The sequence below is a fragment of the Aeromonas sp. HMWF017 genome (assembly GCF_003061465.1).
GTDB lineage: Bacteria > Pseudomonadota > Gammaproteobacteria > Enterobacterales > Aeromonadaceae > Aeromonas > Aeromonas veronii.
The window spans coordinates 1-17,813 of the sequence record NZ_QAJD01000095.1; the positions used below are offsets into that span (position 1 = coordinate 1).

The window sequence follows — 17,813 nt, forward strand, 5'->3', positions numbered from 1 at the left end:
GCCCATCGAAACCAGCTCGATTTCACCAAAGGGAGCCAAGAAATCGAGGGTCTCCTGCGACAGGTGGTTGCGACTGCCTACCACCCGCCACGCTTCTCCTTCACGATGGGGCCGGGTATGGATTGGCTCACGCTTGCCATCGGCGATGCGCCAGGCGCCCGCGCCCTTGCCGCCATACCAGAGCTTGTCCAACACAGGGGCATAGACCAATCCCCAGCGCGGCGTCCCCTTTTCAATCAGCGCGATATTGACGGTGAACTCGCCGTTGCGGGAGACAAACTCCTTGGTGCCATCGAGGGGATCCACCAGCCAGTAACGGGACCAGCCGTGGCGCGCCGCCATCACCTCAGGCCCAGACTCCTCCGACAGCACAGGGATATCGGGAGTCAGCCGTGCCAACCCCTGAACGATCACCTCATGCGCCCCCTTGTCGGCAGCGGTAAGCGGGCTCTCGTCGCTCTTGTACTCCACCGCGAAGGGCTGGCTGTAGATGGCCATGATGGCCGCCCCCGCCGCGCGGGTGACAGGTTCAAGTTCGGTGATATCGGGGTGGTACATAACAGGCTCGATCAGTGAGTAAGAAACCCAGTCTATCGCGTTTGTCATCAACCGCTTATAGCTGATTGTACTGGATTATATTGCCCCTGCTTCTCCTGCCCCTTGCTGCCATCGGCTGGTACCAACAGCACTTCGATACCGGCATTGCGCAGGCCGGAAAGGATATCGGCAGGCACGGCATCGTCGGTGATCAGGGTGTGAATACGCAGGGTATCGATGATCTTGTGCAGACTGCGCCGGCCAAACTTGGTGGAGTCGGTGACCACCACAATCCGCTCGGCCACCTGACACATGCAGCGGTTAAGGCGCGCCTCGTCCTCATGATGGGTGCTGACGCCGCGCTCCAGATCGATGCCATCCACCCCGAGAAACAGCATGTCAAAGTGGTAGTTTTGCAGGGACTGCTCCGCTTGCGCACCGTAGAAGGAGAGCGACTTGCGGCGCAGATGTCCGCCCGTCATCAGCAGCTCCACCCCCTCTGCTTCGAGCAGTTCATTCGCCACATTCATGCCGTTGGTCATCACCAGGATCTCCTGATGTCCCTTCAGATGACGCGCCACCTCCAGTGTTGTCGTCCCCGAATCGAGGATAAGGCGACAACCGGAGGGCACCAGGGTCGCCGCCAGCGCACCTATCCGCTGTTTCACCGGGGTATTGAGCACACTCTTGTCGGCAATAGTGCGCTCCGGCACCGTCTGGCCAGGCTCGCACAGTAGGGCGCCGCCGTAGGCGCGCACGGCCACCCCCTGCTTCTCCAGAAAGGCCAGATCGTTGCGGATGGTCACGGTAGAGACCTGATAGTGAGTCGCCAGCTCGTTGACCTGAACGCTGCCATTGCTGCGCAGCTGCTGAATAATCCGCTCCCGCCGCTCGCTGGTTCCGAGCGCACCTTTTTCGCTTGTTTGCATAGTTCTTCTGCCGAAATGCTGTAGTGAAAGATCGCTTTCACTTCGTTACGTTTGCATATTAACGCTCAGCGAAGGGGCCAAATCAAGCCTTCATTACGCTTTACCACCACTCTCTCCATCTTTACCCATCATTCAGAACATTTCGATATCTTTCTTTTTGTGATCCATTTCAAGATCTGACGACTCTTTTGTTTCGTTTTCTTTCCCTCCCCACTACCGTAAAGAAAAGAAATCGAAAGAACCTTTCCACACGCAGCAACCAAGGAACATCAAAATGAAATCCATGCTGGCACTGGTCGAAAGACATAAACAGGGAGAACAGACCGGGATCTACGCCGTCTGCTCCGCTCACCCGTTGGTGCTGGAGGCCGCGCTGCGGCTGGCCGCCGAAGGGGATGAGCTGCTGCTGGTCGAGGCCACCTCCAATCAGGTGGATCAGTTTGGCGGCTATACCGGCATGACCCCCGCCGACTTTCGCGATCGCCTCTACGAGCTGGCGGCACAATGTCACTTTCCGGCACAGCGCCTCATTCTGGGGGGCGACCATCTGGGCCCCAACCGCTGGCAGGGGAAACCGGCCGAGCAGGCCATGGCCCATGCCGAAGATCTCATCGCCAGCTATGTCGTTGCCGGGTTCAAGAAGATCCACCTCGACTGCAGCATGTCCTGTCAGGGCGATTCCGTTCCCCTGACCGATGAGCTGGTCGCAGAGCGAGCCGCACGGCTGGCGCAGATCGCCGAGCAAACCTGTCTGGCCACTTTTGGCGAGAGCGATCTGGTCTATGTGATTGGCACCGAGGTGCCGGTGCCGGGCGGTGCCCATGAAGATCTGGCCGATCTGGCGGTCACCACGCCGGAGGCGGCGCGCCATACCCTCAAGGCCCATCAAGAGGCCTTCAACAAGGCGGGGCTGGCCCATATCTGGCCGAGGGTGATCGGTCTGGTGGTGCAACCCGGCGTCGAGTTTGACCATACCCGCGTCATCGATTACCGGCCCGAAAAAGCGGCCCCTCTTAGCCGGATGATCGAAGCCTATCCCCACATGGTGTTCGAGGCCCACTCCACCGATTACCAGACTCCCGAGGCCTACCGCCAGCTGGTACGCGACCACTTTGCCATTCTCAAGGTCGGCCCTGCCCTCACCTTCGCCCTACGCGAAGCGCTGTTTGCCCTTGCCGCCATCGAGGAGGAGCTGGTGGTGGCCAAGGCCTGTTCAGGTCTGCGCAAGGTGATGGAAGAGACCATGCTGGAGCGCCCCGACTTCTGGCGCAGCCACTATCAGGGCAGTGCCAACGAGTGCCGGCTGGCCCGTGGTTACAGCTATTCGGATCGCATTCGCTACTACTGGCCCGATAGCCGGGTCGATGAGTGCTACGCCAGATTGCTGGCCAATCTGGCGGCGGAGCCCATCCCGCTCCCCCTGCTGAGCCAGCATCTGCCCTTGCAGTATCGCAAGGTACGTCAGGGCTCGCTCTCGGCCAATCCCCACGACCTCATTCTCGATCAGGTGCAGGAGGTGCTACGGCACTACGCCAGCGCCTGCACTGCGGCCTCTCGCCGCCATTCCCAGCTCGACCCTGTTGTATAAGGAGTTGCAGACATGATCCTTGGTTATCCAGAAGAGATGTTGCGCAGTGCCAATGGCCTGGCGACTGCCCGTGAAATTCGCCAGCAACCCGCCACCTGGCGCGAGACCCTCGCCATGGTCGAGGAGTGCCGTCCTGCACTAACCCGTTTTCTGACCCCACTGCTGGCCCGGCAAGAGCTGCGCATCATCCTGACCGGGGCTGGCACCTCCGCCTTTGCCGGTCGGGCGCTCGCCCCCTATCTCTCGGCCCACCTGCATGCCCGGGTCGAGGCGATCGCCACCACGGATATCGTCACCGATCCGGCCGAGTATCTGGCCGAAGATTGCCCTACCCTGCTTATCTCCTTTGCCCGCTCCGGCAACAGCCCCGAGAGCGTGGCGGCGGTCGAACTGGCCAGCCAGCTGCTCAGCCACTGCCACCATCTGGTGCTGACCTGCAACGGTGAAGGGGCGCTCTATCGCCGCTGCCAGCAAGATGCCCACTCTCTGGCCCTGCTGATGCCACCCCAGACCAATGATCGCAGCTTCGCCATGACCAGCAGCCTGACCAGCATGATGCTGAGCTGCCTGTCTCTCTTCCTGCCAGAGCGGTTCAACCGCCAGCGCTGCGAGCAACTGGTCACCACCAGCGACGCCATTCTGGAGCAGGTTGTGCAGCGCGTACCGACATGGAATGAGCAGTTGCCCGAACGGGTCATCTATCTTGGCAGCGGCAGTCTGCAAGGGGTGGCGCAGGAGGCGGCACTCAAGCTGCTGGAGCTGACCGCCGGCCATCTGGTCGCCATGTTCGACTCCCCCACCGGCTTTCGCCACGGCCCGAAATCGGTCGTCAACGAACAGACGCTCATCGTGCTGCTCATCTCCAACGACCCTTACACCCGACAATACGATCTGGATCTGCTGCGCGAGCTGCGAAGCGATGGCAAGGCCGCCCGGGTGGTCGCCATCGCCGACCAGCACCATCCTGCCATCGAGGAGGGGGAACATATCTACCTGCCCCACACCCTGCATGGCGACGATGCCCAGCTCGCCTTCTGCTACCTGCTCTATGCCCAGTACTACGCCTTCCATACCTCGCTGGGACTGGGGATCAGCCCGGACAATCCCTGCCCCACCGGTCAGGTCAACCGGGTCGTACAGGGGGTCAATATCTATCCGTTCCACCAAGAAGGAGTGCTGTGATGCCCAATATCGTATTGAGCCGGATCGATGAGCGCCTGATCCACGGTCAGGTCGGTGTCCAGTGGGTCGGTTTTGCCGGTGCCAATCTGGTACTGGTCGCCAACGACGAAGTGGCAGAGGACCCCATCCAGCAGAACCTGATGGAGATGGTGCTGGCCGAAGGTATTGCGGTGCGGTTCTGGCCGCTCCAGAAGGTGATCGACAACATCCACAAGGCGGCGGATCGCCAGAAGATCCTGCTGGTCTGCAAAAACCCGACCGATTTCAACACCCTGGTTCAGGGAGGTGTCCCCATCTCCCGGATCAACGTCGGCAACATGCATTACGCCGACGGCAAGCGTCAAATCCACAAGACCGTATCCGTGGACGAACAGGACATCACCGCATTTCGCGCCCTGCGGGACGCCCGTGTCGAGTGCTATGTCCAGGGCGTGCCGACCGAACCGGCACAGGACATTTTCAATTTGCTCTGATTAAGGACAATTGTTATGGAAATCAGTTTGTTACAAGGTCTGCTGCTTGGCATCCTGGCGTTTTTCGCCGGACTCGACCTGTTCAACGGTCTGACCCACTTCCACCGTCCCGTGGTGCTGGGGCCGCTGGTTGGCCTCATCCTCGGCGACCTGCCTACCGGCATTCTGGTGGGCGGTACCCTGGAGCTGGTCTGGATGGGACTGGCCCCGCTGGCGGGGGCGCAACCGCCTAACGTCATTATCGGCACCATAGTCGGCGCCACCTTCGCCATCACCACCGGAGTCAAACCGGATGTGGCGGTCGGGGTTGCCGTTCCCTTCGCCGTTGCCGTGCAGATGGGGATTACTTTCCTCTTCTCGGTGATGTCGGGGGTGATGTCCCGCTGCGATCGCATGGCCGAAGCGGCTGACGTACGCGGTATCGAGCGGGTCAACTACCTGGCGCTGCTGGCGCTGGGCACCTTCTATTTCCTCTGTGCCTTCCTGCCCACCTACTTCGGGGCCGAACATGCCAAGTCAGCCATCGACGTGCTGCCTGCACGCCTCATCGACGGCCTCGGCGTTGCTGGCGGCATCATGCCCGCCATCGGTTTTGCCGTGCTGCTCAAGATCATGATGAAGAACGTCTATATCCCCTACTTCATCCTCGGTTTCGTCGCTGCCGCCTGGCTCCAGTTGCCGGTACTGGCCATCGCCGCCGCCGCGCTGGCTATGGCCCTGATCGACTTCATGCGCACCACCACCCCGCAAGCTCGTCCTGTTCAAGAGGAAACCGAAGATGGCATCTAACAACACAGCTGCGCGGATCATCTCCAGCGCCGAACCGCACAATACCCGGCCACAATCCGACGACACCTATGAAGATCAGCAGCTTGGCGCCGAGCTGACCAAGCAGGATATCAACCGCTTTGCCTGGCGCTCCCTGCTGCTGCAGGCCTCCTTCAACTATGAGCGGATGCAGGCCTCCGGCTGGCTCTATGGTTTGCTGCCGGCACTGCAGAAGATCCACACCAATCCGCGGGATCTCTCCCGGGCCATGAAAGGGCACATGGGTTTCTTCAACACCCACCCCTTCCTGGTCACCTTCGTGATGGGGATCGTGCTGGCGATGGAGCGCTCCAAGCAGAACGTCAACAGCATCCAGAGCACCAAGATTGCCGTAGGCGCACCGCTCGGCGGGATTGGCGATGCCATGTTCTGGCTCACCCTGCTCCCCATCTGTGGCGGCATCGGGGCAGACCTGGCGCTGCAAGGCTCCATCATGGGTGCCGTGGTCTTCTTCCTGCTGTTCAACGTGGTCCACTTCGGCCTGCGTTTTGGTCTGGCGCACTACGCCTACCGCATGGGGGTAGCGGCCATTCCGGTCATCAAGGCCAATACCCGCAAGGTGGGCCATGCCGCCTCCATCGTCGGTATGACGGTGATCGGCGCGCTGGTCGCCACCTATGTGCGTCTTGGCACCACGCTGGAGATCACTGCCGGTGATGCAGTCGTCAAACTGCAGGCGGATGTGCTCGACAAGCTGATGCCCGCCTTCCTGCCGCTGCTCTACACCCTGGCGATGTACGCCCTGATCCGCAAAGGCTGGAGCCCGCTGCGCCTCATCGTCATCACGGTGGTACTCGGTATCGTCGGCAAGTTCGCCGGTTTCCTCTAATCCGGAGCCGGCAGCAAGCCGGCCCCCTTTGCAGTAAAGGAACAGACTATGTTGGGCATCATTATTTGTGGTCATGGCGGTTTCGCCAGCGGTCTGGAGCGCGCCATGCTGCAGATCCTCGGCGAACAGGAAGCGGTTATCGCCATCGACTTTCCCGAGAGCTCCACCACCGCCCTGCTACAGGCACAGTGCGAAGCGGCGCTGGCAGAGGTCGACAAGGGGGATGACGTGGTCTTCCTGACCGACCTGCTCGGCGGCACCCCGTTTCGGGTCGCCTCAACCCTCTCACTGCACCAGCCAGAGCGGGAGGTTATTACCGGTACCAACCTGCAACTGCTGCTGGAGATGGCGCTGGAGCGCGATGGACTCAGCGCCCGTGAATTCCGCCGGCAGGCCCTTGATTGCGGCCACCGGGGTCTCACCTCGCTGGCGGATGAGATGAGCAAAGAGCATCAGGCTGATACCGCTCTCGTCGAGGAGGGCATCTGATGGCCTCACGGATCCGTGCCCGTCGCCTGCTGACCGAACAGGGTTGGCTGGAACATCAGGAGCTGACCCATGAAGGGGGCATCATCACCGCCATCGACCCCATCACGGATGGCGATCCGGCGCGAGATGTCGAGCTGCTGGTACCTGCGCTGATCGACGGTCATGTCCACGGCGGTGCGGGCGTCGATGTCATGGATAACGATGAGGGCGCGCTGGCAACCTTGTCGATGGCCAAGGCGGCAGAAGGGGTCGGCGCTTTTCTTGCCACTACGGTCACCGCCCCACTCACCGAGATAGAGCAAGCCCTTGTCCGGATTGCCGATGGCGTTGCCCGCGGCATGCCGGGCGCCGAGCTGCTCGGCTGCTATCTGGAAGGCCCCTACTTCACTCCGGACAACAAGGGTGCCCACGATCAGGCGCTGTTTCGTGAGCTGGATATTGCCGAACTGAACCATCTGCAACAGCTGGCGCGCAGCAGCCTGAAGGTGGTCGCGCTGGCACCGGAAAAGCCCAACGCCATCACTGCCATTCACCATCTTGCCGCAAACGGTGTGCGTGTGATGCTGGGCCACTCGGCAGCGGATCACGACACCACCATGGCGGCACTGGCGGCGGGTGCCTCCGGGCTGGTGCACTGCTTCAACGGCATGCGCGGCCTGCACCACCGCGAACCCGGCATGGTCGGTGCGGGCCTTGTCCATCCTGCAGCCTGGCTGGAGCTGATCGCCGATGGCCATCACGTCCACCCGAGCGTGCTCAAGCTCTGTCACTGCTGTGCTGGCCAACGCCTACTGCTGGTCACCGATGCGATGCGCGCCGCAGGTATGCCAGACGGTCACTATCTGCTCGGCAACTATCGGGTCGAAATGAAAGAGGGTGTGGTTCGCACCGAGGCCGGTGGCCTGGCGGGCAGCACCCTCACCCTGCTTGGCGCCGTACGCAACATGGTGCAGCTGGCGGAGGTGCCGCTCGATGAAGCCATCACAATGGCCTCGCTGGCACCAGCAAAGATGCTCGGCATTGCCGATCGCCTCGGTTCACTAGCGGTTGGCAAAAAGGCCAACCTGCTCGCCCTCACCACTGAACTCAATCAACAACACATCTGGGTGGCTGGCCGGGAGATAAACCCGACTCAGCTCTCCTCCCTTTTCTCAGGATCTCGCGTCAATCAGGACGCTCAGGAGTCACTATGTATCTGATCTCTTCCCATGAAATGCTCAAAGATGCCCAGCGCCGCGGCTACGCCGTACCTGCTTTCAACATCCACAACCTGGAAACCGTGCAGGTGGTGGCTCGCACCGCCGCTCGCATGCGCTCTCCGGTGATTTTGGCTGGCACCCCGGGTACCTATCGCCATGCCGGGGTCGAGTATCTGGTCTCCATCTGTCAGGCAGCTGCCCATGAGTACCGCATTCCGCTAGTGCTGCATCTGGATCACCACGAAGACGAGCAGGACATCCATAACAAGGTCGAAGCGGGTATTCGCTCGGCCATGATCGATGCCTCGCACTTTCCGTTTGAAGAGAACATCGAAAAGGTGCGTAGCGTAGTTACCTACTGTCACCGCATGGGCGCCAGTGTCGAAGCCGAACTGGGCCAGCTGGGCGGTCAGGAAGATGACCTTATTGTCGATGCCGCAAATGCCAAATTTACCGACCCGTTGAAAGCAGCCGAGTTTGTCCGCCGTACCGGTATCGACTCGCTGGCGGTGGCCATCGGCACCGCCCACGGCCTCTACAAGGAGGAGCCCCGTCTGGACTTCGCCCGCCTCGCCGCTATTCGCGAACAGGTGGATATTCCGCTGGTGCTGCACGGTGCCTCCGGTGTGCCGGAAGCCGATGTGCGCAGCTGCATCGAACTCGGGATCTGCAAGGTTAACGTTGCGACCGAACTGAAGATAGCCTTCACCGATGCGATGAAAGCCTTCCTTGGCTCTCATCCGGATGCCAGCGACCCGCGCCAGTATCTGGTGCCCGCCATGGCCGCCATGGAGGAAGTAGTCGAGGCGAAAATCCGTATGTGTATGAGCGATGGAAAGCTGTGATCACGAGAGTTGAATCGCCATGCCGTGATTGACTTGGTTCAGCGAGAAACAACAAAGGACGCCGTGGCGTCCCTTGTTATTTCTAGCGGCCAGTCTCAGGCCGCGGGCCTATTTTGCAACTCAGATCCCCTGACGGGCTTCCTGCATCAGCAGGCGCATATCGCTCACGGCCTTGGCCAGACCATCGAAGGCGGCGCGGCCGATGATGGCGTGGCCGATGTTGAGCTCATAGAGCTCGGGGATGGCGGCGATGGCCTTGACGTTGTGGTAGTGCAGACCGTGGCCGGCATTGACCTTGAGCCCCTTGCCAGCGGCATAGGAGGCACCGGCGGCGATACGCTTGAACTCGGCGTTGCGCTCGGCATCTGTGGTGGCATCGGCATAACGGCCAGTGTGGATCTCGATAAAGGGGGCGCCACTCTCGGCGGCCGCATCGATCTGGATGGGATCGGCATCGATAAAGAGGGATACCTGGGCCCCCACAGCGGAGAGGCGGGCAACAGCGTCAGTCACCTTGTCCAGCTGACCGGCCACGTCCAGACCGCCCTCGGTGGTCACTTCGGTGCGCTTCTCCGGCACCAGACAGACGAAGTGGGGCTTGATGCGGCAGGCGATGCCGATCATCTCTTCGGTCACTGCCATCTCCAGGTTCATTCTGGTCTGGATAGTCTGGCGCAGGATCTCCACATCGCGGTCGGTGATGTGGCGGCGATCTTCACGCAGATGCACGGTAATGCCATCGGCCCCGGCCTGCTCGGCCACGAAGGCGGCCTGTACCGGATCAGGATACTGGGTGCCACGGGCGTTGCGCAGGGTGGCGATATGGTCGATGTTCACACCCAGATAGATTTCACTCATTGAGAACTCCTTGAAACTCTTCATCTGTTGACTGCGCGGTCAGCGAATCACACCGCGCCAATATCCGTATGTCTGTAATCTGTGTCAGCCTTGCATACTGGCTTTGCGTTTTAAAAACAGCTCCCGGCTCTTTAGCTGGCGCTTGCCCAGATAGGGTTGCAGTGCCAGTCGGCTGAAACGTTTGGCCGCCTGCAGCAAGGGAGGGGTATCGAAACGTCCCTCGGCAAAGGCGAGCAGGTGGGCACCGAGAAACAGGGTACGGGGATCCGGCGCCCGCTCGCAAGCAACAAAGCCCAATTCACGCTCGAAGCCATAGAGCAGGGTCGGCTCGATGGGCGACTCGTCATCCGCCGTGTATTCGAAATCCACCGCATAGCCGAGCGCCTGCAACAGCAGGAACTCGAAGCGGCGCAGCGGCAGCTCCGGCGTCTCGCCGTCGGCCAGCGCCATGATGGCACGGGCATAGGCATCGAACACTTCGGGGAACGGGGTGTGCGCTTCCAGCAGGTAGTAGACCAGCTCGTTGAGATAGAGGCCGTAGAAGAGGCGATCGCCGCCGAGACGCAGGGAGTGATCCGGGCATTCGACCTGGGTGAGGTTCTTGAGATCGCCCTTGCCGCGCCAGGCGATGGTGAGCAGGGTAAAGGGTTGCAGCAGCCCCTTGAGAGGGGAGCGTGGCCCGCGAGAACCGCGAGCCACCAGAGTAAATCGGCCACTATCCTGGGTGAAGACCTCGACCAGCTGGCTGGTCTCCCGATAGGGCCGACTGTGGATGACGAAAGCCGGGGTCAGCAATCAGTCGTCGCCATACCCGAGGCTGCGCAGGGCGCGCTCATCATCAGCCCAGCCCGACTTGACCTTGACCCACAGCTCGAGGTGCACCTTGTTCTGGAACAGACGTTCCATGTCGAGGCGCGCCTCGGTGCCGATGGTTTTGATCTTCTCGCCCTTGTTGCCTATAACCATCTTCTTCTGGCCATCGCGCTCGACCAGAATGAGGCCGTGGATGTGGTAGAGGCCGTTCTCTTCCACCTTGAAGCGCTCGATCTCCACCGTCACCGAGTAGGGCAGCTCCTCACCGGTAAAGCGCATCAGCTTCTCGCGGATGATTTCGGAGGCCATAAAGCGGGAGGAGCGGTCGGTCACGTAATCTTCCGGGAAGAAATGGACGTTTTCCGGCAGCAGATCCTTGGCCCACTCGCGGATCTTCTCCACGTTGGTGCCCTTTTCGGCACTGATGGGCAGAATATGGGCGAAGTTCATCTGTTGGCCCAGCCACTCGAGGTGGGGCAGCAGATCTTCTTTCTCTTTGACGTTGTCGATCTTGTTGACCGCCAGCACCACCGGGCACTTGAGATTGCGCAGCTTGCCCAGCACCATCTCGTCGTCTTTGGTCCAGTGGGTACCGTCGACCATGAACACCACCATGGCCACATCACCCAGCGAACTGGTGGCGGCACGGTTCATCAGACGGTTGATAGCCCGTTTCTCTTCAATGTGCAGACCCGGGGTGTCGACATAGATGGTCTGGTAGTTATCCTCGGTATCGATCCCCAAAATCCGGTGACGGGTGGTCTGGGGCTTCTTCGAGGTGATGCTGACCTTCTGGCCAAGCAGCTTGTTGAGCAGGGTGGACTTGCCCACATTCGGGCGGCCCACGATGGCAACAAAGCCGCAGTAGGTGGTATCTGTCATGACAGTTTTTCCAATGCTTGCTGCGCCGCGGCCTGTTCGGCCTTGCGACGACTGGTGCCGACCCCGACGAGGGGACCATCCAGACCTTCCACGTCACACTGGACAGTGAACTCCTGGTTGTGGGCCTCGCCCTTGACGTTGGTCACAGTGTAGGTCGGCAGGGATTTGCGGCTTCCCTGCAAAATTTCTTGCAGACGGGTCTTGGGATCTTTCTGCTCGATGCCCGGCTTGATCTCTTCCAGGCGGCTGGCATACCAGCTCAGCAGCAGTGTCCGCACCGTCTCAAGATTGGTATCCAGATAGACGGCACCGATCACCGCCTCGACCGTGTCGGCCAGAATGGATTCGCGGCGAAAACCGCCGCTCTTGAGTTCGCCGGGACCGAGGATCAGGTGATCCCCGAGGTCAAACTCCCGGCCCAGTTCGGCCAGGGTCTTCTCGCGCACCAGGGTGGCGCGCATCCGGCTGAGATCACCTTCCGCCGCTTGCGGGAAGCGGTGGAACAGATCGTCGGCAATCACCAGACTCAAAATCGAGTCACCCAGAAATTCCAGTCGTTCATTGTGACGGGAACCGGCGCTGCGGTGAGTCAGCGCCCGGGTCAGCAGTTCCAGATCCGCAAAGACATGCCCGAGACGGGACTGCAGTCTGTTCATCTTGATATTCATTTACTTGATTCCGCCAATGCGGTTGAAGCGCACACCTGTCGGTACCCAACTTGGCAGCAGGGAGCCTTCTTCGCGCTCGAATTCAAAACTTATCCAGATAGCGACCGCCTTGCCGACCAGATTCTGCTCGGGCACAAAGCCCCAGAATCGGCTGTCGGTGCTGTTGTCGCGGTTGTCGCCCATCACGAAATACTGGCCTTCCGGTACGACCCATTCGTCGGGGTAGGTGCCGGGCTGGCGATAGTAACGGCCAACCATGTCGGGCATCAGCGGATTGCGCAGGGTCTCGTGGGAGACATCACCCAACTGCTCGGTATAGCGGTCAAGGGGGATCCCCATCTGGGTAAATTCGCCTCTTTGTTCAAACTTGACGTCGAGCTTCTTGAAGCCCGGGCACGTTTTCCCTTCCTGCTCTTCGCACTTGGGCCGGATCATCAGCTCCTTGTTGCGATAGATGACCCTATCACCCGGCATGCCGACGACCCGCTTGATGTAGTCAACGCGCGGTTCAAGGGGATACTTGAACACCACCACGTCGCCGCGTTTGGGCTCGCCGGTCTCGAGGAACTTGGTGTTGGTCACCGGATCCCGCAGACCATAGGCAAATTTTTCCACCAGGATAAAGTCGCCCACCAGCAGGGTGGGCATCATGGAACCTGACGGGATCTGGAACGGTTCAAAAATGAACGAACGCAGGATCAGCACAAAGGTGATGACCGGGAAGACCCCGGCGGTCTGCTCAATCCAGACCGGCACGGGGGCGACCTTGGCCAGGGTCTTCTCATCCAGGTGGGCACCGCCATGGGCACGAGCCACGGCAATCTTGGCGGCGCGCTGCTTGGACCAAATCATCTTGTCCAGACACCAGATAACACCGGTGATCGCGCAGACCACCACCAGGATCAGGGAAAACGTGCTTGCCATCTATTAATCCTTTCCGACGTGGAGAATCGCGAGGAAGGCTTCCTGCGGCACGTCGACACGGCCGAGAGACTTCATCCGCTTCTTACCTTCTTTCTGCTTGTTCAGCAGTTTCTTCTTACGACTCACGTCACCACCGTAGCACTTGGCGGTTACGTCTTTACGCAGAGCCTTGACGGTGCTGCGAGCGATGATCTGGTTGCCGATGGCCGCCTGAATGGCGATATCAAACATCTGGCGCGGGATCAGCTCGCGCATCTTCTCCACCACCTGACGACCGCGATACTGGGCGTTGTCCTTGTGGGTGATGATAGCCAAGGCATCGACGCGCTCACCGTTGATCATGATATCCAGACGGACCATGTCGGAGGTTTCGAAACGCTTGAAGCCATAGTCCAGCGAGGCGTAACCACGACTGGTGGATTTCAGACGGTCGAAGAAGTCGAGCACCACTTCCGCCATCGGGATTTCATAGGTCAGTGCCACCTGCTTGCCGTGGTAGACCATGTTGGTCTGCACGCCACGCTTCTCGATACAGAGGGTGATCACGTTGCCCATGTACTCCTGCGGCAGCAGGATATGACACTCGGCGATCGGCTCGCGCATCTCCTTGATGCTGGTGATGGCAGGCATCTGGGCCGGGCTGTCGATGTGGATGGTGGAACCGTCGGTCAGCTCGATCTCGTACACTACGGTCGGCGCCGTGGTGATCAGATCCAGATCGTATTCACGCTCCAGACGCTCCTGAATGATCTCCATGTGCAGCATGCCGAGGAAGCCGCAACGGAAGCCGAAGCCCAGCGCCGTGGAGCTCTCCGGTTCGAAGAACAGGGAGGCATCGTTCAGGGAGAGCTTGTCGAGGGCGTCACGGAACGACTCGTAGTCATCGCTGGAGATGGGGAACAGACCTGCATAAACCTGCGGCTTCACCTTCTTGAAGCCAGCCAGCGCCTTGTCGGCACCGTTCTTGGCCTGAGTCAGGGTATCGCCCACCGGCGCGCCGTGGATGTCCTTGATGCCGCAGACAACCCAACCTACCTCGCCACAGCCCAGCCCCTGGGTATCCACCTGCTTGGGCGTGAAGATACCGATACGATCGACACCCCACACCTGACCGGTGCTCATCACCTTGATCTTGTCGTTCTTCTTCAGGGAACCATTCTTGATCCGCACCAAAGAGACAACGCCCAGATAGGAGTCGAACCAGGAGTCGATGATCAGCGCCTGCAGCGGGGCATCCGGGTCACCTTCCGGCGCCGGGATCTTGGCGACGATCTCTTCCAGCACCAGATCAACACCCAGGCCGGTCTTGGCGGAGCAGCGCACCGCATCGACCGCGTCGATACCGACGATGTCTTCGATCTCCTCGGCAACCCGCTCGGGTTCTGCGGCCGGCAGGTCAATCTTGTTCAGCACCGGCACCACTTCCAGATCCATTTCCATGGCGGTGTAGCAGTTGGCCAGAGTCTGTGCCTCAACCCCCTGGCCGGCATCCACCACCAGCAGCGCCCCTTCACAGGCCGCCAAAGAGCGGGAGACCTCGTAGGAGAAATCCACGTGGCCCGGGGTGTCGATAAAGTTCAGCTGGTAGGTGTTACCGTCTTGTGCCTGGTAGTTCAGGGTCACACTCTGTGCTTTGATGGTAATGCCGCGCTCGCGCTCCAGATCCATGGAGTCAAGCACCTGAGCCTGCATCTCGCGGTCGGACAAGCCACCGCAAGTCTGGATCAGACGGTCCGACAGGGTCGATTTACCGTGGTCGATGTGCGCAATAATCGAAAAGTTACGAATGTGTTTCATCGAGCAAGAGTCACTCAAAATTAGTTAAGGTCAGTTATGGAGGCGCGATTTTACTGGATAACCCGGCTGACGGCCATTCTTTAGTCGCCAGCGCCAGTGAAATAGCGCCTGTTCGGTCAGGGGAGGATGCGGACAGGGACCACGACGCCGAGCATCTGCGGGCCGTAGCGCCCCTGATCCAGGCGGTTGGAAAAGTAACGAACCAGTAAAAAGCCCAGCACGCCCCCCAGCAGGCAGCAGAGAATGGTAATTCCCTCCCCGCCCGAGAGCAGCGGTGCCAGCCAGAGCTGCCCCAGCAAGGCGCCGGCCAACAGACAAAAAAGCGGCAGCACATAGACCAGCGCCGCCCCGCGCAGCAGACTCTCTTGCGGGATACCGAGCCTCACTTGCTGGCCAACCCGCACCTCGGCGGTCAGCCTGACTCGCAAGCGGGGAGCTTTCAGGGGAAACGCCTCGGCCACGGTGCCGGTACCGCAGTTGGATTGCTGCTGACAACCACTGCAGGCGGAGCGACGCTCACATTCCACCCAGGCATGGTCACCCTCAATGGCCACCACAGTCGCCAGCTCTTCACTCATCTCATTCACGGCAACACCTCGGGTTCACACAATCAGGGGATCTGACCACGACTCGCCACGCTCGGCAAGCGGGGAACAACCCCGCATCCCCCGTTACTGCACCGCTTCGTTGCGGGCCAGCGGCTGGACCGATTCGGCGATGCGCTTGGCGGTTTCGGCAGGCACCTCGCCGACCACGGTGATCTCGACCCCCACCTCGTTGACATAGCTCACCAGCGAGGTCGCCCCCTGGCGGATCAGCTGCTGGCGCACCGCCTGCTTGGGATCGACCCGGGAGACGTAGACCGAGAGATCCACCAGCCCGTCGGAGAGCATCATATAATCCACCGGCATACTGGTGGTCACCAGCTGGTGCCGGTCTTGCGACAGCACCTTGAAGCCATCGGGCAGCCAGGTGATCTGCCAGTTCAACTGCTGTTGCGGCGCCGGATAGGCATCCTCCAGCGCCAGCGCCGGAGGCTGCTTGCTGTTGGCCAGCTTCACCAGCCAGGGGGCAGGTTTGCTCTGCAGATCCAGTTCGACACCAAGTACCTGCTCCACCAGATTGCCTTCCCGCTCGACCATGTCGATCCGCAGCAGCAAGTGGCTCTGCTCGTCAATCCAGAGCACGAAACCATATTTGTCGGCCTCTTTAGGCACCAGCCTCACCACCTGTGCCACCACACCGGCGACCCGGCTGCGACCTGCCAGCACTGGATCATAGCTCTCCAGCACCTGCGCCAGCGGCATCTTCACCAGGGTCGACCAGATGCCGGGGAAGCGGGCATCCTTCAGGGTGTAGGGATCGTGGCTGTTTTCAAAGAAGGTGTATTCGTTCTGGCGCTGGAGATACTCGATCGCCTTGCCGTCGAGGTAACTGAGGTGGGCCACTTCCTTGCCGTTGATCACGGCATGGCTGATCCGGATCGGTTCAAGACGCCCCTGACGGGCCTTGACCATGGACAACTCGAAATTCTGTTGCTGCACGGCACTCTGCATCTGCTGCAACAAGGCCTCGGCCGACTTATCGTCGGCCGAGGCCTTGGCACTAATCAGCAGGAGAGAGGCCAGCAAAATACGGCTGGACTGGCGCACGTTTGTATCCCTGACAATTCGTTATTGTTGGATCTGTCTGTCTTGCAACAGGCGCTGCTGCAACTGGTGGTCACGCAAGAAGGCGTTAATCCGCTCCCGCTGCTCCTGCATCTGCTGTTCGGTCAGCCCTTGCTGACGGGCACGGGCGCCATCCTGTTGCGGATAGTGAACACTCACCGGCGCCGCACTGCCACCGATTGGAATGGTATTGAGCACCGGATTGGCCGGAACGCCATCCTGTCCCTGATACTGCTGCACCCCGAAGATAACGGCAGCGGCCACAGATGCCGCAATGGCATATTGACCCAGTTGCTGACCGACACGGCGGAACAACGGAACCACATTGGCATCTGTCTTGACCGGCGCAACGACAGGTTGCAGCACGGGAGCCGTCTCGACCGGCTTGGGTGCCAGTATGGTGGGCTCATCCTCCAGCGCAGCCATGATGCTGTCACTGAGATCCAGTTGCAGATTGACCGGCAGGTCACCCCGCATGGCATCGCCGATCAGGTGGTAACGACCCCAGGTATCTTGCAAGTCGGAGTCCATCTCCAGCTCGTTCAGTACCTCTGCGTCACTCAGGTCACCATCCATCAGGGCAGAGATTTGCTCTTTATTTGCCATAAGTTAACCCGTCTTTCCCCAGTTAATTCTCGATCAGAGGTTGCAGCTTTTTATCGATTGCTTCCCTCGCCCGGAAGATACGGGATCTGACCGTACCCACAGGGCAATCCATGATTTCGGCAATCTCTTCGTAGCTCAGCCCTTCCAGTTCGCGAAGGGTGATAGCTGTCCTCAGGTCTTCCGGCAATGCCTCTATGGCTGAAAACACGGTGCGTTTGATCTCGTCAGTCAGCGCCAGGTTTTCGGGGGTTGAAACCTCTTGCAAGGCTTCACCACCACCATAAGACTCCGCTTCGTCAGCCTCCACATCACTGCTGGGCGGCCTGCGCCCCTGGGAGGTGAGATAATTCTTCGCCGTGTTCACGGCAATTCGGTACAACCAGGTGTAAAAAGCACTTTCGCCACGGAATGTCGGCAATGCACGGTAGGCTTTTATAAAGGCCTCTTGCGCCACATCGGGCACATCACCGGGATTGTTGACATACCTGGCAACCAGGTTGACCACCTTATGCTGGTATTTTTTTACCAACAGGTTGAAAGCTGCTTTATCGCCGCGCTGGACCCGTTCAACCAGCTGTTCGTCCAGTAGATTCTGGTCGCTCATCAGAGCCGTAAAACCCCCATCAGGTTATCGTTTTTCTTTTCCGGCCCTTCCTAAGCGCACAAGTTCAGACAGGGAGAATCAGAGAAAGTTCG

The 17,813-nt window shown here is 60.1% G+C and carries 20 protein-coding genes; 8 read left to right on the forward strand and 12 right to left on the reverse strand.

Features of this window, described 5'->3' with window-relative positions; genetic code table 11:
* Together DBR30_RS09170 and DBR30_RS09175 are read right to left on the reverse strand one after the other, a co-directional pair.
* The coding region (locus tag DBR30_RS09170) for a 3'(2'),5'-bisphosphate nucleotidase CysQ family protein (RefSeq protein ID WP_108588315.1) at window positions 1-558 on the reverse strand (558 nt) is incomplete at its 3' end.
* A gap of 47 nt (window positions 559-605) precedes the next feature.
* On the reverse strand, window positions 606-1,466 hold the full coding sequence (locus DBR30_RS09175) for a DeoR family transcriptional regulator (protein WP_108542420.1): 861 nt from the start codon (window positions 1,464-1,466) through the stop codon (window positions 606-608).
* 274 nt (window positions 1,467-1,740) lie between these two features.
* Here DBR30_RS09175 and kbaZ point away from each other — a divergent pair, with 274 nt between their 5' ends.
* The 8 genes from kbaZ to DBR30_RS09215 are packed head-to-tail and all read left to right on the forward strand — an operon-like array spanning window position 1,741 to window position 8,899.
* The gene (gene kbaZ / locus DBR30_RS09180; protein WP_108542421.1) at window positions 1,741-3,054 is read left to right on the forward strand and encodes a tagatose-bisphosphate aldolase subunit KbaZ; all 1,314 of its coding nucleotides are present in this window, start codon (window positions 1,741-1,743) and stop codon (window positions 3,052-3,054) included.
* A gap of 12 nt (window positions 3,055-3,066) precedes the next feature.
* On the forward strand, window positions 3,067-4,236 hold the full coding sequence (locus tag DBR30_RS09185) for an SIS domain-containing protein (protein ID WP_108542422.1): 1,170 nt from the start codon (window positions 3,067-3,069) through the stop codon (window positions 4,234-4,236).
* Window positions 4,236-4,709: a PTS N-acetylgalactosamine transporter subunit IIB gene (gene agaV, locus DBR30_RS09190; protein ID WP_005335358.1), complete on the forward strand. Its 474-nt coding sequence runs from the start codon at window positions 4,236-4,238 to the stop codon at window positions 4,707-4,709. The genes DBR30_RS09185 and agaV overlap by 1 nt, the downstream gene beginning before the upstream one ends.
* Before the next feature lie 15 nt (window positions 4,710-4,724).
* Complete coding sequence (agaW, locus tag DBR30_RS09195) at window positions 4,725-5,498, forward strand: PTS N-acetylgalactosamine transporter subunit IIC (protein WP_108542423.1); 774 nt, start codon at window positions 4,725-4,727, stop codon at window positions 5,496-5,498.
* Window positions 5,488-6,366, forward strand: a complete 879-nt coding sequence (gene agaE, locus DBR30_RS09200) for a PTS N-acetylgalactosamine transporter subunit IID (protein ID WP_005354370.1) — start codon at window positions 5,488-5,490, stop codon at window positions 6,364-6,366. The genes agaW and agaE overlap by 11 nt, the downstream gene beginning before the upstream one ends.
* A 48-nt stretch (window positions 6,367-6,414) precedes the next feature.
* A complete protein-coding gene (gene agaF, locus DBR30_RS09205) occupies window positions 6,415-6,855 on the forward strand; it encodes a PTS galactosamine/N-acetylgalactosamine transporter subunit IIA (protein WP_108542424.1) in 441 nt (146 codons plus the stop codon).
* Complete coding sequence (gene nagA, locus DBR30_RS09210) at window positions 6,855-8,054, forward strand: N-acetylglucosamine-6-phosphate deacetylase (protein ID WP_108542425.1); 1,200 nt, start codon at window positions 6,855-6,857, stop codon at window positions 8,052-8,054. The genes agaF and nagA overlap by 1 nt, the downstream gene beginning before the upstream one ends.
* Window positions 8,045-8,899, forward strand: a complete 855-nt coding sequence (locus DBR30_RS09215; RefSeq protein ID WP_108542426.1) for a tagatose bisphosphate family class II aldolase — start codon at window positions 8,045-8,047, stop codon at window positions 8,897-8,899. The genes nagA and DBR30_RS09215 overlap by 10 nt, the downstream gene beginning before the upstream one ends.
* A gap of 120 nt (window positions 8,900-9,019) precedes the next feature.
* Here the strand turns inward: DBR30_RS09215 and pdxJ are convergent, their stop codons facing one another.
* The 10 genes from pdxJ to rpoE all read right to left on the reverse strand — a co-directional run bounded on the left by pdxJ (window position 9,020) and on the right by rpoE (window position 17,721).
* Window positions 9,020-9,757, reverse strand: a complete 738-nt coding sequence (gene pdxJ / locus DBR30_RS09220; RefSeq protein ID WP_005335389.1) for a pyridoxine 5'-phosphate synthase — start codon at window positions 9,755-9,757, stop codon at window positions 9,020-9,022.
* Between the two features lie 84 nt (window positions 9,758-9,841).
* A complete protein-coding gene (gene recO, locus DBR30_RS09225; protein WP_005335391.1) occupies window positions 9,842-10,552 on the reverse strand; it encodes a DNA repair protein RecO in 711 nt (236 codons plus the stop codon).
* Window positions 10,553-11,452 (reverse strand): GTPase Era, encoded by a 900-nt coding sequence (gene era / locus DBR30_RS09230; RefSeq protein ID WP_005335393.1) that lies wholly within the window; start codon window positions 11,450-11,452, stop codon window positions 10,553-10,555.
* Window positions 11,449-12,120, reverse strand: a complete 672-nt coding sequence (gene rnc, locus DBR30_RS09235; protein WP_005335394.1) for a ribonuclease III — start codon at window positions 12,118-12,120, stop codon at window positions 11,449-11,451. Before rnc ends, era begins: the two co-directional genes overlap by 4 nt.
* Entirely contained in the window at window positions 12,121-13,044 is a 924-nt protein-coding gene (gene lepB, locus DBR30_RS09240) for a signal peptidase I (RefSeq protein WP_005335395.1), read from the reverse strand.
* 3 nt (window positions 13,045-13,047) lie between these two features.
* Window positions 13,048-14,841: a translation elongation factor 4 gene (gene lepA, locus DBR30_RS09245; protein WP_005335396.1), complete on the reverse strand. Its 1,794-nt coding sequence runs from the start codon at window positions 14,839-14,841 to the stop codon at window positions 13,048-13,050.
* Window positions 14,842-14,957: 116 nt separating this feature from the next.
* A complete protein-coding gene (locus tag DBR30_RS09250; protein WP_108542427.1) occupies window positions 14,958-15,419 on the reverse strand; it encodes a SoxR reducing system RseC family protein in 462 nt (153 codons plus the stop codon).
* Between the two features lie 93 nt (window positions 15,420-15,512).
* The gene (locus DBR30_RS09255) at window positions 15,513-16,493 is read right to left on the reverse strand and encodes a MucB/RseB C-terminal domain-containing protein (RefSeq protein WP_005335407.1); all 981 of its coding nucleotides are present in this window, start codon (window positions 16,491-16,493) and stop codon (window positions 15,513-15,515) included.
* Window positions 16,494-16,514: 21 nt separating this feature from the next.
* The gene (locus DBR30_RS09260) at window positions 16,515-17,117 is read right to left on the reverse strand and encodes an RseA family anti-sigma factor (protein ID WP_040068036.1); all 603 of its coding nucleotides are present in this window, start codon (window positions 17,115-17,117) and stop codon (window positions 16,515-16,517) included.
* A gap of 22 nt (window positions 17,118-17,139) precedes the next feature.
* A complete protein-coding gene (gene rpoE, locus DBR30_RS09265; RefSeq protein ID WP_005335411.1) occupies window positions 17,140-17,721 on the reverse strand; it encodes an RNA polymerase sigma factor RpoE in 582 nt (193 codons plus the stop codon).
* Between the last annotated feature and the right edge of the window lie 92 nt (window positions 17,722-17,813).

Excerpts from the sequence above, each read along its gene's own strand:
- era (WP_005335393.1), bottom strand. The coding sequence starts at position 11,452 with ATGACAGATACCACCTACTGCGGCTTTGTTGCCATCGTGGGCCGCCCG.
- DBR30_RS09215 (WP_108542426.1), top strand. The coding sequence starts at position 8,045 with ATGTATCTGATCTCTTCCCATGAAATGCTCAAAGATGCCCAGCGCCGC.
- DBR30_RS09175 (WP_108542420.1), bottom strand. The coding sequence starts at position 1,466 with ATGCAAACAAGCGAAAAAGGTGCGCTCGGAACCAGCGAGCGGCGGGAG.
- agaW (WP_108542423.1), top strand. The coding sequence starts at position 4,725 with ATGGAAATCAGTTTGTTACAAGGTCTGCTGCTTGGCATCCTGGCGTTT.
- agaV (WP_005335358.1), top strand. The coding sequence starts at position 4,236 with ATGCCCAATATCGTATTGAGCCGGATCGATGAGCGCCTGATCCACGGT.
- agaF (WP_108542424.1), top strand. The coding sequence starts at position 6,415 with ATGTTGGGCATCATTATTTGTGGTCATGGCGGTTTCGCCAGCGGTCTG.
- DBR30_RS09260 (WP_040068036.1), bottom strand. The coding sequence starts at position 17,117 with ATGGCAAATAAAGAGCAAATCTCTGCCCTGATGGATGGTGACCTGAGT.
- DBR30_RS09250 (WP_108542427.1), bottom strand. The coding sequence starts at position 15,419 with ATGAGTGAAGAGCTGGCGACTGTGGTGGCCATTGAGGGTGACCATGCC.
- rpoE (WP_005335411.1), bottom strand. The coding sequence starts at position 17,721 with ATGAGCGACCAGAATCTACTGGACGAACAGCTGGTTGAACGGGTCCAG.
- lepA (WP_005335396.1), bottom strand. The coding sequence starts at position 14,841 with ATGAAACACATTCGTAACTTTTCGATTATTGCGCACATCGACCACGGT.
- lepB (WP_005335395.1), bottom strand. The coding sequence starts at position 13,044 with ATGGCAAGCACGTTTTCCCTGATCCTGGTGGTGGTCTGCGCGATCACC.
- agaE (WP_005354370.1), top strand. The coding sequence starts at position 5,488 with ATGGCATCTAACAACACAGCTGCGCGGATCATCTCCAGCGCCGAACCG.
- pdxJ (WP_005335389.1), bottom strand. The coding sequence starts at position 9,757 with ATGAGTGAAATCTATCTGGGTGTGAACATCGACCATATCGCCACCCTG.
- DBR30_RS09185 (WP_108542422.1), top strand. The coding sequence starts at position 3,067 with ATGATCCTTGGTTATCCAGAAGAGATGTTGCGCAGTGCCAATGGCCTG.
- kbaZ (WP_108542421.1), top strand. The coding sequence starts at position 1,741 with ATGAAATCCATGCTGGCACTGGTCGAAAGACATAAACAGGGAGAACAG.
- nagA (WP_108542425.1), top strand. The coding sequence starts at position 6,855 with ATGGCCTCACGGATCCGTGCCCGTCGCCTGCTGACCGAACAGGGTTGG.
- rnc (WP_005335394.1), bottom strand. The coding sequence starts at position 12,120 with ATGAATATCAAGATGAACAGACTGCAGTCCCGTCTCGGGCATGTCTTT.